Raw genomic sequence first — 13,689 nt, forward strand, 5'->3', positions numbered from 1 at the left:
TCTAACGGCGGTGCTGTCCGTTCACTATCCGGATACAGAGGACTGCAGCAGGCGAGATGTTATTAGATACCCCTGTGTAGTTCTTCGAACAGCGTCTCTGAAGTACCATGTATCTGAAAAGACACCGAGGCCAACAGTTTGAGACGCAGGCAACGACACAGAAGCCACGCTCAACGAGGAACAAACAGGGACCCGTCCTCGAGTACCGCGCTACGTCCGCCGTTGCCCAGATAGCTGACTGACATGCAAACACGCGACTACCAGTATGTACGACACCATCCTGTTCCCGACCGACGGAAGCAACGCCGCAGAATCGGTCCTTGAATACGCGCTACAGATCGCATCCGAACATGAGGCGACGATACACATCCTCAACGTCGCCGACACTGGCCGAGACAGCGTCACTACGATTCGTGGAGAGGTCATCGACGTGCTCGAAACAGAAGGAGAGCGCATCGTGGCGGAAGCCACACAATATGCGAAAGATGAGGGCGTTCCCGTTGTCTCTGCGGTGCTTCAGGGTGACCCGCACAAGACGATCGTCGACTACAGCCAACAGTCCGACAGTGATTGCATCGTTATGCCGACACACGGACAGCGTGGGATCCAGCGAATCCTGCTCGGGAGCGTCACTGAACGCGTCATCAACACAGCGGAAGTTCCTGTCATTGCGGTCAACCCTGACAGAGATCGGCCACTCGTGTATCCGCCACAGCACGTCCTCGTCCCGACGGATGGGAGCCGTGGCGCAGATCTCGCACTGACAGAGGGGATTGCTGTCGCGAGGGCGACGGACGCAACACTCCATCTGCTTCACGTTGTCGAGACTGGTGGCCTCGGGCCGGATGCACGCTCCGTTCTGAAAGAGGGGGAGCTGACTGAGCGAGCGAACGAAATTATGGCCGGGGCGACCGAGAAGATCGACGACACCTCGCTTGACACGGTCACCAGTGTCATTGAGCACGGTGACCCCTCGAAGGTGATTTGCGACTACATCGACGAGAATGAAGTCGATCTCGCGGTTATGGGGACACACGGGCAGACTGATTTCAGCAGGTACGTTATGGGAGGCGTCAGCGCCAAACTCGTCCGAAAGTCCCCGGTCCCGGTGACGTGGGTTCGCGAGCCCGAATCTGCGTCAGATGAGTAGTTCGGTTTGTGAATCGGTCAACGCATACCAGCGTACAGGCCCGATACAACTCTGCGTGTGAAGGCCCCGGCAGGGCTCTCGATATGCGAGAGTGTTTAGTAACTATGGGGCTCTTAAATCGGATCATGACCACAGACGACTCACAGTCCGATGGGGGAACGAGCAAGGTCGATGCCGTAATTCAAAAATACGATCTTGTCGGGATGGGTGCAGAACTCGAAAATCGGTGGGTTGGTGCTGACGGAGAGAAAGAAAGTACTCGCGACCTTGCTGACTACTTCAACCGGTCGGTGCTTGAGTCCGCCATCGATGGGAGTGACGCTCCGACATTGAGTGGCGACATCCAGCAGGTCTATCAGTCACTGCACGAAGATGATGCGGACGCCCCGCTCATACGCTCTCGGCTTGAACAGAGCGGGATCGATGTCGAATCCGTGATGGCTGATTTTATCTCCCACCAGACGGTGTATCGCTATCTCAAGAACGACCGTGGCGCGGCCCGACCTGAGCAGACGCCCGCAGAACGAAAAGAGAGCGCCATCGACTCAATACAGCGCCTCCGGGGCCGAACCACCGCTGTCACGAGACAAACTATCGAGAGTCTGGACAAAAACGATGCTATCTCGGTCGGCGATTTCAACATCATCAACGAAGTACAGGTGCTGTGTGAGGACTGTGGCCGTAGCTACGATATTGTCGCGTTTCTGGAACAGGATGGCTGTGACTGTCAATCCAAATGAGGTATCTGTCCGTATTGTCAAAAAGAAGCTAGTAGCCCAGCTAGCGGTCCGGTACGCGGACATTCCCCCACGACAGCCAGCGCTCAGCCGAGCCGCGGGAACCGAGCCGTCTTACAATCGACACCGCAGAACGCGTATTCCGTGACGTTGCCGGCACTATCTCTGGTCGTGACATTTCGATACCGGACGTTTTCATCGATCGGCGTTCCGCAGTGGTCGCAGTGTCGCGTTGCAATCGAGCTAACTACGACCCGGATAGATTGGCTCTCAACGCTTTCAGGGACCGCCCTCCGCGCTTGGTCTGCGTTTGCGATGTCTGCTGATTGTTGGCTACAGTACTTCTGCGTGTTTTGTGCGTTCATGATGTCGCTGATTATGATTTCGTCGTTGGTGTCGCAGCGCTTCGTGAGGTGGGTCGTCGCGACCCGAAAACCGTCGGCTGGCGCTTTGGGGACCAGCCAGGACTGACGTTTTCCACCTGTGTGCCGGCGTTTGCCCGCACTGTGGTGGTCTACGTCAGTTTAAAATTTGAAAAATGTAAAAAACGTAAAACCGGATGTGGAAGGGTCTGCACTGATCAACTGCCGGGACAGCGGGCTTGCGTTCCAAGCCATACAGTCAACGCCCGGGTTCATGAGATTATCTTTAACGGATGTACACTTAACCATTTTGTGAGTGGTGTTCACACCCAGCACTCAATCGAGCTAGTGAACGGCCCCATCTCAGTGAAAACACTGACCAGACCAACCAAATGATTAAATACGATAGTTTAGTATACGAAGGTATGAAGCCGGGTACCCAGACGGCAAAAGCGCCCCGGAAAACGATGGAACCAGTGGCTATAGCGACCGGTTATCCGTTTTTTACACTGCCTACCCGATAGCCTGCGTAGACCACTACAGTCCGGGCGTAACCCGGCACAGGTGGAAAACGTCGGTGAAACGACCGTAGCGGTTCCAGAGTCGTGGGTAACAGTAGATGGAACGAGTGCAATCGCTGTCAACAACCAACCAAGGCAAACAATGAATGGACAAGCTGAGGCGGAGCAATCACTAACAACTGCTCGTTGCGCTATGGAAGCCAGCAGCAACGCAGTCGCTACTGAACTGAATATCCAGAACAAGTCAACTCGAATCTTGGTCGGTGGGTCACCGGACTACCGCTGTGATTACTGTGGACAGGTGATCAGCGAACAGATGAGGTATAGCGGGGTTACGATACGTAACTCAGACGGGGGGATAACAGAGCATTTCTTCTGTGAAGAGGAATGCATGACATCGCAGTACCCCGATATCTAACATACCTGTTTCGGCGAGGAGCAGACCCGGTCATGAATCTACAGCGAGAGTGTATATAATCCAAAATATTCGGATTACACTCAGCATTGTAGAACTGCAAATGATGAGAAGGACTGGCACACGATGCAACGACAAAGTGTTCAGCGCAGAAAATGGTCCGAATGTGTCTATATCTTCGCCGAATCGAAACAGATACGCTATTATACTGTTCTGAGATATCGTTCAATATATAAACATTCCCGGAATGTTAATATTCAGTGGTACAGAATAAGGGACGAATTTATATACGTCTGTCAGCCATGCCATCGTATGACATGCTACAACGCAAGCAAGGGAATTCTGTACGAAAACCTCCCAACAGACGCACCGAGACCCGAAGAAGAGGAAAACAAACTGAGCGCCAGTGACGCTGGCGCAACCCAGACGGTCGCAAACGACTGACTCTGGGTCGTCTCGGACGTCCGACTCTGGAATCAAACTACGGTCTGTCTGACCCACACAAGGCGGAGAGCCCGGTCAGAGAACGACTTGTTCTGGAGCTGCATCTTCAAACCGGCAAACAGTATCGGATAGCCGATGACTGGGTAGATATCCGCTCGGTTTGGTTGTGTATCCCGTGACTGAGGTGTCAATATGGCCTGGTCAGTTTCGTCTGTGTATCGCCTTCTCTCTCGCATTCTGTGCAGCTTCCATTATCGCTTCACTTAATGTTGGATGTGTGTGAACAGTTGAGCCGATGTCCTCAAGCTTTGCACCCATCTCTATCATGGCTGCTATTTCTGCAATCAACTCGGATGCCTCTGGACCGACAATCTGTGCACCGATCACACGTTCGGTTTCTTTTGTGGCGATAATTCGGACAAAGCCTTCTGCCCGGTTTGCTGTTAGTGCTCGTCCAGACGCCTGGAACTGGAACTCGCCTGTGACAGGTGTCATACCCTTGTTCGCTGCTTCGTTCTCTGTCAGCCCGACAGTTCCGATTTCCGGGTCGGTAAACACGGCGGCCGGGAGTGCCTGATAATCGACCGCAGCGGGTTCACCAGCAATGACCTCCGCTGCAACCTCCCCTTCTTTCGATCCTTTGTGTGCGAGCATCGGCTCACCAGCAACGTCACCGACCGCGAAAATGTGCTCCTTGTTCGTCCGGCATGTGCTATCTGTCGGAATGAATCCCTGAGCATTGGTCTCGACGCCGGCATCGTCGATGCTGAGCGTGTCTGTCACCGGGCGTCTGCCAACAGCAACGAGTATTCTGTCAGCGGTGAGTTCTATATCACTATCATGCGCCGCCTCGTCTGCAGGGACAGCAGTCAGGACGGCCTTACCATCCGACGCTGCCCAGCTGTCTGCGGTGTACCCGAAATGGAAATCCACACCGAGACGCTCTGCTCGCTTCCTGACTATCGAGGCAATGTCTTCCTCATAGCTGGGAAGCGCCTGCTCTAGCATCTCAATGACCGAGACATCGCTTCCAAGTCGGCTATAGACAGTCGCTAGCTCCATGCCGATGTATCCGGCTCCAACGATTACGAGCTCGTCGGGCACTGTGTCGAAGTTCAGCGCGCCATCTGACGAAACAATACGCTCATCCTCAAAACCGAACCCTGGAATTTCAATCGGTCTGGACCCCGTCGCGATAATACAGTTTTCGAATTTCAGCGATTCAGACCCCTGGCCCTCGCCCTGATGGATGATTCTGACCTTGTTTTCGTCGGCAAATTCGGCAGTCCCTTTCAGCAGGTTCACCCCAGCTGCCGTACACAGTTGCTCGATACCGCTCGTTAACTGGTCGACAACGCCGTCTTTCCAGTTAATCATCTCGTCGAGCGCAACTGTTGGGTCTGCGTAAATCCCCAGTTCCTCCGCCTGGCCCGCCTCTGATGCCAGTTTTGAACCGTGTATCAGGGCCTTAGAGGGGATACAGCCACGATTGAGACAGGCGCCCCCATACTCTCCTTTTTCAACAAGCGTGACATCAAGGGCAAGCTGTGCAGCGCGAATCGCGGCGACGTATCCGCCGGGGCCCGCGCCAATAACCAGTACGTCAGTCGACGTAGTTACATCTCCGACAACCATTATTCTAGTAGTAGCAGGTTTGGATTTTGCAGGTACTTCTGTATGGAGTTTGTAAATTGTGCGGCGTCTGCGCCATCAAGCACTCGATGATCGAACGACAGCGAGAGTGTCATGATGTGACGAGGTTCTATCGTCTCTTCACCATCCGCTTCGACGACCCGTGGCTTCTTTTTAATTTCACCCAGTGCCAGGATAGCGCTCTCCGGCTGGTTGATGATTGGCGTTCCATACTCCCCGCCAATCCCGCCGATGTTCGAGATAGTAAATGTCCCGCCGCGCATTTCCTCCGGCGAGAGACTGCGTTCTCTCGCTTTCTGGGTTTTTTCGTTGGTTTCCGATGCGACCTCCAGCAGGCCTTTCGCATCAACATTCTCGACAACGGGAACCAGCAGCCCGTCATCAGTTGCCGTTGCGACACCGATGTTGTAATACTGCTTTTCGACTATCTCTTCGTTTGCTTCGTCGAGAGAGACATTTACCTGCGGATTCTCTTGTAGAGCCGCGGCACACGCTTTCATTACGAACGGCATATACGTCAGTCGGATATCTTGCGCCTCGGCCTCCCGTCTGAGGGTCGAACGAGCATCGACCAGCGCAGTAACATCAACCTCATCCTGATGAGTGACGTGTGGGGCCGTATATTTCGACGATGTCATCGCCGCTCCAATCGTCTGCCTGATCCCCTTGTACGGCTTCCGAGACTCGGGGCGCGCTGGCTCGTCTGCCGCTGCCCTCTCAACTACCGCGTCTCGATCCGTCTGCTGTGCCTGCTGCTGTGCCTCGGCATACTCTTGGACCGCTTCGAGCGTGACAAACGGTTCTCCGTCTTTTTGTTCATCAGTGGGGACAGTATCGAGATCAATTCCTTCCTCCGCTGCGATGTGTCTCGTTTTCGGGACGGCCACCGTCGTCTCCCGGTCTACCACTTCTCTCGTCTGTGCCGGACTGACAGACTGCGCCGGGGCTGCCTGCTGTGTTCGTTGCTCGGCAGCAGTGGTCTGTTGGCTTGAACGCTCCTGAGTCGAGGATTCCGGACTCGCGTACGCGCGGACATCCGGCTCCGTTATACGTCCCGAAGACGAGTCCGCAACGCTGGAAATATCGACGCCCAGTTCGCGGGCGAGACGCCGCACAGACGGCGGGGCGGGGACCTGGACGCGCTGTGTAATCGCTGGTTCTGACTGCGTCTCTTCGGCTGGCTGTGCTGTGGCTCCAACTTCGGTTTGCTGGCCACTGCCCGCAGTGGTGTCGTCTGCAGGCGCTGTTTCAGTTGCTTTCGGACCGTCTTCACCGTCGACCCGGAAAACGATAATCACATCACCGACTGGGACCATCTCACCTTCTGCAGCACGGAGTTCTTCGACAACACCGTCAACAGGGGATGGGACGTCAACGACGGCTTTGTCGGTCTCGACTTCCGCGACTGGCTGGTCCTCGGAAACTGCGTCACCCGGCTCAACACGCCAGCGAAGCAGTTCGCCCTCGGCGACGCCTTCTCCGACATCGGGGAGTTCGAATTCGCGTACCATGTTAGAAATCGACTGTTTCGCGGATGCCGTCTTGGATACGGACCGCCTGTGGCAGGTAGTAATCCTCCAGTGAATGGAGCGGCATGGGGGCATCGAAGCCAGCAATTCGTTTAATTGGCGCTTCCTGATGCACGAGTGCTTCTTCCTGAATCGTCGTTGCGATTTCAGCCCCTAATCCGCCAGTCTTCGGTGCTTCGTGGACAATCGCAGCTCTCCCGGTCTTTTTGAACGAGTCAGTGATCGTCTCTATGTCGAGGGGAGACAGGGTTCGCAGGTCGATGACTTCGACATCGATGCCGTGTGACTGGCTAAGATTCTCCGCAGCGATCAGCGCCGGCCGAGTCATTGCGCCCCAAGTGTAGACTGAGATGTCGCTCCCCTCACGCCGGATAGCGGCCTCATTCAGCGACACTTGGTATGGTTTCGTCGGGACATCCTCACGGAAGGCGCGGTAGATCAACTTCGGCTCAAGGAATATAACTGGGTCAGGGTCACGAATCGACGCCGCTAGCAGTCCCTTGGCATCGTAGGGCGTGCTCGGTGAGACGACCTTGAGCCCGGGTTCGTGCACGAAGAACGCTTCCTTTGACTCGGAGTGGTGTTCCGGGGCCCGGATCCCACCGCCGTATGGAGCCCGTATCACCATCGGCACTGAATACTGCCCCTGACTACGGCTCCGGAGGCGTGCAGCGTGACTGACAATCTGGTCGAAGGCAGGATACATGAAGCCCATGAACTGCATCTCAGGAACAGGCTTCATGCCGGTCTGTGCGAGTCCAATCGAAGCCCCGATGATTCCGGCTTCGGCCAGTGGCGTGTCGATGACGCGGTCTTCACCGAACTCTTCGTATAGCTGGTCAGTTGCTCTGAAGACACCGCCGTTCTTCCCGACGTCTTCGCCCAGAACGACGACGGTGTCGTCCTGTGACATTTCTGTGTACAGCCCGTCCTGTATCGCCTCCACAAGGGTGAGACTCTGGGCTTTCTGGCCCGTCTGCGCGCTGGCTGTCGAACTCATTCCAGCACCTCCGAGAACGCGCCGTCGTCATATTTCTCGCGCAGTCGGTTCAATTCGTCCCGCTGTTCTTCGAGTCGCGCTGGAACGTCCTCGTACACATGCTCGACGATGTTGTCTGGACTCGCTTCTGTCTGCTCTGCCGTCTCTATCGCCTCGCTGACTTCCTGTTCGATACTGTCCTGGATCTCACTCTCGAGGTCGGAATCGAGGATGCCCTCGTTGTACAGATACTTTTCAATGCGGTCCACAGGGTCACGGTCCCGCCAGGCCTCCTCCTCTGATTCGTCTCTGTAAACAGACGGGTCATCCGCGGTCGTGTGTGCGCCGAAGCGATACTGGACAGACTCAATAAGCGTTGGACGGCGCTCTCCGGGACCCGGATTCCGGGCTTTCGCCAGTGCCTCACTGGCGACTTTGTAGACCGCCAGCGGGTCCAGCCCATCGACTCGAACGCCGTCGATACCATACGCCTGTGCCTTTTCAGCGATGGTTTCGCTCGCGGTCTGTCGCTCTCGGGGGACCGAAATCGCCCATTGGTTGTTGTTGCAGACGAATACAGCGGGGACGTCGAACACCCCGGCGAAGTTCAGTCCTTCGTGGAAATCTCCCTCTGAGGTCGCACCATCTCCGAGATGACACAGGACGGCCGTCTCGGTTTTTCCCTGTAGCTTGTGTCCCCACGCCATTCCCATGGCCTGTGGAACCTGCGTTGCAATCGGAATATACTCCGGCATCACGTTGACATCGTCCGGGATCGCGTATCCGTCTCGATAGCCTCTCAGTGGCTCGAACAGGGATACCAGATCCATCCCATGGGCGTACTTCGCCGCGTGCTCTCTGTAGGTCGGGAACAACCAGTCCTGCTCGGCAAGTGCCAGGCTCGTGGCGACCTGGGATCCTTCTTGCCCGGTCATTGGTGCATACGTCGCGAGCCGCCCCTGTCGTTGGAAGCTGATGGCCCGCTGGTCGAAGTGCCGAGCAAGCTTGATTGTCTCATACATCTCAAGTAACTGCCTGTCTGAAATGTCCGGGACAGACGCCTGTGGCAGTACGTTGCCCTCGGCATCCAGTACCTGGACCAGATCCGAGTCTTCTCTAACGGGCGCTGGCAAGTCCGTGCTTCCTGCTTCGTTTTTCATGTTCATTGTTTTCGATGATGTTTTGTATTCAACAGACGCTCCCTCAACAGACCCTGGTAACCCGAACAGCCGCTGGTTACGGCTCTTCGAGCGCGTTCAAGGCTGGCGTTTTCCACCGGAGCACAGGGCCCACCTGTGCACTGGCAGTCTACGCCAGTTTAAATGTCGAAAATGTAAAAAATGTAGCTGTGGAAGAGGGCAGTGCCCAATCCATTAACTGCCGGGACAGCTGACCTGCAGGGCAGGCGATAGGGTTCAAACCCGGATGCATATATGAAGTCTAACATGGTAGATACTTATTGTTTGTGCGACACCCGTTCACACGCCACAGTAGCTAGTCCGGTGCGAATGGTGACCGCTGCTGGCCCGAAGAAGCGTAAATGCAACAGGAAGTAACACACAATTGACTAGAATATCTATGCACTACGTCTTGGGAAAGTGTTGATACAGACGCCACTCAGACATTCTCACTGACAGATGGCTTTCACGAACCGCTGCTAAGAACTGTATGTGTTCAATTATCTGTAACGTCACTGGAGCCAAGTCTGTAGTGTGGAAATCTGTTCGCCGGTTATGAAATTAACTACGGACTCAGCAACCAGTACAGTGTCTTGTGTCGATCCTATGGCCGTGGCAGAGCATAGTCACCAAGCCAGTGCTGGGGTACAGGAGCTACCCGCCGAGGAAGTCCTCCCGCACCTGTTGGTCGTTGAGAAGTGCCTCACCGCTGTCCTCGTGTCGGTTCTGCCCCTGCACAAGGACATAACCGCGGTCACACCGCCGCAGTGCCTCCTTTGCATTTTGTTCGACGAGGAGAACGGCGGTACCGGCGTCGTTGATCTCGTCAATGCGGTCAAACATCTCGTCAACGAGGTCGGGTGCAAGGCCAGCACTGGGCTCGTCAAGGAGTAACAGATCTGGATCGAGCATGAGCGCACGGCCCATCGCCAGCATCTGTTGTTGCCCTCCAGACAGTGTCCCAGCCTTCTGCTCCGACCGCGTTTCCAGTATTGGGAACCGGTTATAAACCGCCTGAAGCCGGTCCTCAGGGAACTGATCCAGCGTGTATGCGCCCATCTTGAGGTTCTCTGTGACGGTCAGTGGCTCGAACACGTTGTTGCTCTGGGGAACGAAGCTTAACCCATATGAGATGATATCTTCCGGTTGTTCGCCGGCGATATCTCTGTCGTCGAATATGATTTCACCCCCCATGTACGTCGTCAGTCCAAACACTGATTTCATCACCGTGGACTTGCCTGCACCGTTCGGGCCGACGATGGTGATGTACTCACCCTGTCCGACTTCCATGTCGACATCTGTGAGAATCTGCAGGTCACCGTACCCGGCGTCCAGTTGCTGTACTGACAGCAGACTCATATTTTCACCTCTTCTCCGAGATATGCATCAAGCACTTTTTCGTTGTTTTTCACTGCGTCTGGTTGCCCCTCTGTAAGAACACTCCCCTGGTGCATCACGATGACCGTGTCGCAGTTATTCATAATAACGTCCATGTCGTGTTCGACGAAGAGGAAGGTGTACCCCTGCTCTTTGAGCGTATGCAGCCGGTCAATGAGTTTCTCCTCAAGTGTTGGGTTGACTCCCGCAAGCGGTTCATCCAGCAGCACCATCTCGGGATCGGTCATGAGCACGCGCGCCATCTCCAGCAGCTTCCGCTGGCCACCTGAGAGATTCCCGGCGGATTCGTGCGCGACGTGCTCAATCTCAAACAGTTCGAGCATCTCCCAGGCCTGTTCTCGAAGTTCTTTTTCTTGTTCGACGACCTGTGCTCTGGCTCGCGGGAGGACCGCTCGCCAGACTGTTTCGCCGGCCTGGTTCTGTGGTGCCAGCATCAGGTTTTCCAGCACGGTCATCTCTGATAACTCTCGTGCTATCTGGAAAGTCCGGACGAGGCCCTGATTTGCGACCTGATCTGACCGATACCCCGTTATCTCCGTGTCATTGAACTCGACTGCGCCCCCGTCTGGGCGTTGCACACCGGTAATCAGGTCGAATGTCGTCGACTTGCCGGCACCGTTCGGACCGATCAGACCAGTGATAGACCCCTTTTCGACGTGGAAAGAGACGTCAGCGACAGCGGTAATACCACCAAATGTCTTTCGCAGGTTTTCCACTTTGAGTATCTGCTCTTGCTGTCCGTTCCGGGTCTGATCGCTCCGTGCTGAATGTCCGTTCTTACTCATTATCGTCCTCGCGAGTCGCCTGCTGTGAGAGTGCAACGCTCGATGCGATTGCTTTTCGATGGCCAAGCAGCCCATCCGGGTGCCGTTGCATGAGATACACCAGAACGATACCGAGCAGCATGAGTCTGAGAGCCGAAATACTCACGTCCTGCACGGAGTACGCCAGCAGCGGCGTGACATCGAGAGTTCCTAACTCGGCGAGGGCACTGACAAGCGTATCGGGAGCGTTGCTGAGCTGGAGGTACTCCGCCACCACCCGGCGGATGAACGAGGGGCCCTCGAAGAGCAGGCTCGCGAACAGAGCACCGCCAACGATACTCCCCGTTGGCGAGCCAGTTCCACCGATAAACAGCGCAATGAAGATGTAGAAGGTCTGTATCGGCTTGAACATCCGTGGCGATGCATAGCCCCCGGAGAGACGCCAGAAGATGGCAATCAGGCCCATGAGCGCACAGCCAAGCGCGAACGTCTTGATCTTGAACAGACGCGTATCTTTTCCCAGCGCCTGCGTGACTTGCTGGTCCTCGCGAATACTCTTGAGCACCCGTCCGAAGGGTGACTTCCCGATGCGGATCATCAAACAGTACAGGAGGCCGAGACAGAGACACAACACAATTACGTACGCCCAGCCGATGACCAGCGTCTCCTCGATTCCCAGCGGTTCCACGGCGCTGAATATCGCCGCACCTAGAGCATTTGGCGCTGGGGCTGTTGTGGCCGGGTCTGTGTAAAATAGAATCCGGATCGGGTTCGATGGCAACGACAGCCCCGTCGCACCGCCCGTTCCGAATGCAACGCCGGCAATGCGAGTGTTCGCGAACTCCGGCGCACGGAGTGTGAGGCGGACGATTTCCGAGAACGCGACAGTGACGATTGCAAGATAATCGGCACGAAGTCGGATCGCAGGCAACGCTGCAAGGCCGCCAATGATTCCAGTCACGAGGATAGCACCCACAATCGCGACCGGAAGTGGCAGCCCGAAGCCGGGCGGACTGGCCGTCACTGGAGCGGTCAGTATCCCCATCGTGTATACACCGATGGCCATGAACCCGGCCGCACCGAGGTTGAACAGACCCGCGTATCCCCACTGGAGGTTCAGTGCAAGCGCTAACATGGCATAAATCGCGGAGAGGAACGCGACACGACGGAGCGTGTTGACTGTGCCATTCAGCTGGAATCCAAGCACGACGCTGAAAAGCGCGTACAATCCCCCGATCGCGAGTGCCAGAGCGATGAGCAAGCGGACGTCATTGTTGCCAAGCCAACCCTCAGCCCGCGCCTGAAGAGAGCCTGTACTCATGCCGTCGTCCTCCCACTGAACAGCCCCGATGGACGCACGAGCAGCATGACGATCATGATAACGAACGCCGCAACCAGAAGGAAGCTGGCTGGAATCCAGACGAGCGCGAGTCGACTCGCGAGACCGAGAATGACACCGCCGACCATTGCGCCGTAGATCGACCCGACACCGCCGAGGATGACCGCTGCGAACACCAGTAACAGCAGGTCCCACCCCATTGTCACTGTGAGCGTCCCCTGCTGTAGTGCGATAAGAAAGCCTGCACACCCGGTAAGCCCGCCGCCGATAATCCACGTGAGTTTGACAACGCGCTCCGTTGGGATGCCCGTGACTTTTGCGAGGTCCTTGTTCGCAGCCATTGCACGCATCGCGGTGCCGATTTTGGTGTACTGGAGCAGAATGTGAGTCCCAAGCATCAGGAGCGCGGCGACGACGACCAGCGTAATCTGGTGTCCCCCGAACGTGACGCCCGCAACAGTAAACTGGGGGACGTTGCCGCCTGTCAGCCCACGGCTGTCAGTCAGAAACGAATAGGTGAGGAAATTCCGGAGGAACAGCGCGACGCCGACGCTGGCAATCATCAAGGTCACACCGTCAGCGCTGCGCATCGGTCTGAACACGATTCGATCCAGCAAGAGCGAAAGGGCGGCTGTCAGAACCGCAGCGACGAGTAAGCCAGCCAGAAGCGCCAGCGGGGTATTGACAACATTGATGCCAAGCTCATTCGAACCGACTGCGATTGGGCCGCCGATAAGAATGAGCGATTCGACAGAGAACTCTCCCAGCCCGGCAATCAGAAACGCCGTCGCCCATCCGGCGAACGCACCGCTCGTAATCAAGTCACCGTGGGCAAAGTTCGCGAAATTGAGGATACTGTATGTCATCGAGAGGCCGACACCGGCCAGTCCAAGCGACATGCCCAGCACCAGTCCGTTCCAGAGATAACTCATGAGGTCTGTGATGGCAACTGTTCCAGTGCCTACCTGTCGAAGAATATCGAATACGAGAAACACGCCGATAACTGCGAATATAACGAGTACTGGGCGGTTGTATACCAGATTCTGTCCACGGCTGTAGTAGTCTCGTGCCGCCATACTTTGGTGCTCTGTACCCAGTCTTAAAAATCTTGATGTAAAATAGTCATAGATACCGCGAAACCGAAGATATGTGCCTATTTCATGCTAGTTTTACACACGGTATTTGTTGACAATGATAGACGTGACGGCTAAATCAGACTG

The 13,689-nt window shown here is 55.7% G+C and carries 11 protein-coding genes; 3 read left to right on the top strand and 8 right to left on the bottom strand.

The window, feature by feature from the left end:
* Positions 1 to 265 precede the first annotated feature (265 nt).
* The 3 genes from RR_RS20550 to RR_RS23040 all read left to right on the top strand — a co-directional run bounded on the left by RR_RS20550 (position 266) and on the right by RR_RS23040 (position 3,629).
* A complete protein-coding gene (locus RR_RS20550) occupies positions 266 to 1,150 on the top strand; it encodes a universal stress protein (protein ID WP_011224957.1) in 885 nt (294 codons plus the stop codon).
* Positions 1,151 to 1,275: 125 nt separating this feature from the next.
* Positions 1,276 to 1,890: a rod-determining factor RdfA gene (gene rdfA / locus RR_RS20555; protein ID WP_049919480.1), complete on the top strand. Its 615-nt coding sequence runs from the start codon at positions 1,276 to 1,278 to the stop codon at positions 1,888 to 1,890.
* 1,607 nt (positions 1,891 to 3,497) lie between these two features.
* Positions 3,498 to 3,629 carry a hypothetical protein gene (locus tag RR_RS23040; protein ID WP_255458705.1) on the top strand — a complete coding sequence of 44 codons (132 nt, stop codon included), beginning with the start codon at positions 3,498 to 3,500 and terminating at the stop codon, positions 3,627 to 3,629.
* Positions 3,630 to 3,830: 201 nt separating this feature from the next.
* Here RR_RS23040 and lpdA read toward each other — a convergent pair whose 3' ends face one another.
* The 8 genes from lpdA to RR_RS20595 all read right to left on the bottom strand — a co-directional run bounded on the left by lpdA (position 3,831) and on the right by RR_RS20595 (position 13,545).
* Complete coding sequence (gene lpdA / locus RR_RS20560; protein WP_011224953.1) at positions 3,831 to 5,264, bottom strand: dihydrolipoyl dehydrogenase; 1,434 nt, start codon at positions 5,262 to 5,264, stop codon at positions 3,831 to 3,833.
* Positions 5,264 to 6,793, bottom strand: a complete 1,530-nt coding sequence (locus RR_RS20565) for a dihydrolipoamide acetyltransferase family protein (RefSeq protein ID WP_049939230.1) — start codon at positions 6,791 to 6,793, stop codon at positions 5,264 to 5,266. Before RR_RS20565 ends, lpdA begins: the two co-directional genes overlap by 1 nt.
* A 1-nt stretch (position 6,794) precedes the next feature.
* Positions 6,795 to 7,811, bottom strand: a complete 1,017-nt coding sequence (locus tag RR_RS20570) for an alpha-ketoacid dehydrogenase subunit beta (RefSeq protein WP_007188553.1) — start codon at positions 7,809 to 7,811, stop codon at positions 6,795 to 6,797.
* Positions 7,808 to 8,956: a pyruvate dehydrogenase (acetyl-transferring) E1 component subunit alpha gene (gene pdhA, locus RR_RS20575; RefSeq protein WP_004966548.1), complete on the bottom strand. Its 1,149-nt coding sequence runs from the start codon at positions 8,954 to 8,956 to the stop codon at positions 7,808 to 7,810. Before pdhA ends, RR_RS20570 begins: the two co-directional genes overlap by 4 nt.
* A 666-nt stretch (positions 8,957 to 9,622) precedes the next feature.
* Entirely contained in the window at positions 9,623 to 10,327 is a 705-nt protein-coding gene (locus RR_RS20580; RefSeq protein ID WP_004966549.1) for an ABC transporter ATP-binding protein, read from the bottom strand.
* Complete coding sequence (locus tag RR_RS20585) at positions 10,324 to 11,151, bottom strand: ABC transporter ATP-binding protein (protein ID WP_049939231.1); 828 nt, start codon at positions 11,149 to 11,151, stop codon at positions 10,324 to 10,326. Before RR_RS20585 ends, RR_RS20580 begins: the two co-directional genes overlap by 4 nt.
* Entirely contained in the window at positions 11,144 to 12,451 is a 1,308-nt protein-coding gene (locus tag RR_RS20590; RefSeq protein ID WP_011224950.1) for a branched-chain amino acid ABC transporter permease, read from the bottom strand. Before RR_RS20590 ends, RR_RS20585 begins: the two co-directional genes overlap by 8 nt.
* Positions 12,448 to 13,545, bottom strand: a complete 1,098-nt coding sequence (locus RR_RS20595; RefSeq protein ID WP_004966553.1) for a branched-chain amino acid ABC transporter permease — start codon at positions 13,543 to 13,545, stop codon at positions 12,448 to 12,450. Before RR_RS20595 ends, RR_RS20590 begins: the two co-directional genes overlap by 4 nt.
* Positions 13,546 to 13,689: the final 144 nt, after the last annotated feature.

Source organism: Haloarcula marismortui ATCC 43049 (assembly GCF_000011085.1).
GTDB lineage: Archaea > Halobacteriota > Halobacteria > Halobacteriales > Haloarculaceae > Haloarcula > Haloarcula marismortui.

Excerpts from the sequence above, each read along its gene's own strand:
- RR_RS20550 (WP_011224957.1), top strand. The coding sequence starts at position 266 with ATGTACGACACCATCCTGTTCCCGACCGACGGAAGCAACGCCGCAGAA.
- rdfA (WP_049919480.1), top strand. The coding sequence starts at position 1,276 with ATGACCACAGACGACTCACAGTCCGATGGGGGAACGAGCAAGGTCGAT.
- RR_RS23040 (WP_255458705.1), top strand. The coding sequence starts at position 3,498 with ATGACATGCTACAACGCAAGCAAGGGAATTCTGTACGAAAACCTCCCA.
- lpdA (WP_011224953.1), bottom strand. The coding sequence starts at position 5,264 with ATGGTTGTCGGAGATGTAACTACGTCGACTGACGTACTGGTTATTGGC.
- RR_RS20565 (WP_049939230.1), bottom strand. The coding sequence starts at position 6,793 with ATGGTACGCGAATTCGAACTCCCCGATGTCGGAGAAGGCGTCGCCGAG.
- RR_RS20570 (WP_007188553.1), bottom strand. The coding sequence starts at position 7,811 with ATGAGTTCGACAGCCAGCGCGCAGACGGGCCAGAAAGCCCAGAGTCTC.
- pdhA (WP_004966548.1), bottom strand. The coding sequence starts at position 8,956 with ATGAACATGAAAAACGAAGCAGGAAGCACGGACTTGCCAGCGCCCGTT.
- RR_RS20580 (WP_004966549.1), bottom strand. The coding sequence starts at position 10,327 with ATGAGTCTGCTGTCAGTACAGCAACTGGACGCCGGGTACGGTGACCTG.
- RR_RS20585 (WP_049939231.1), bottom strand. The coding sequence starts at position 11,151 with ATGAGTAAGAACGGACATTCAGCACGGAGCGATCAGACCCGGAACGGA.
- RR_RS20590 (WP_011224950.1), bottom strand. The coding sequence starts at position 12,451 with ATGAGTACAGGCTCTCTTCAGGCGCGGGCTGAGGGTTGGCTTGGCAAC.
- RR_RS20595 (WP_004966553.1), bottom strand. The coding sequence starts at position 13,545 with ATGGCGGCACGAGACTACTACAGCCGTGGACAGAATCTGGTATACAAC.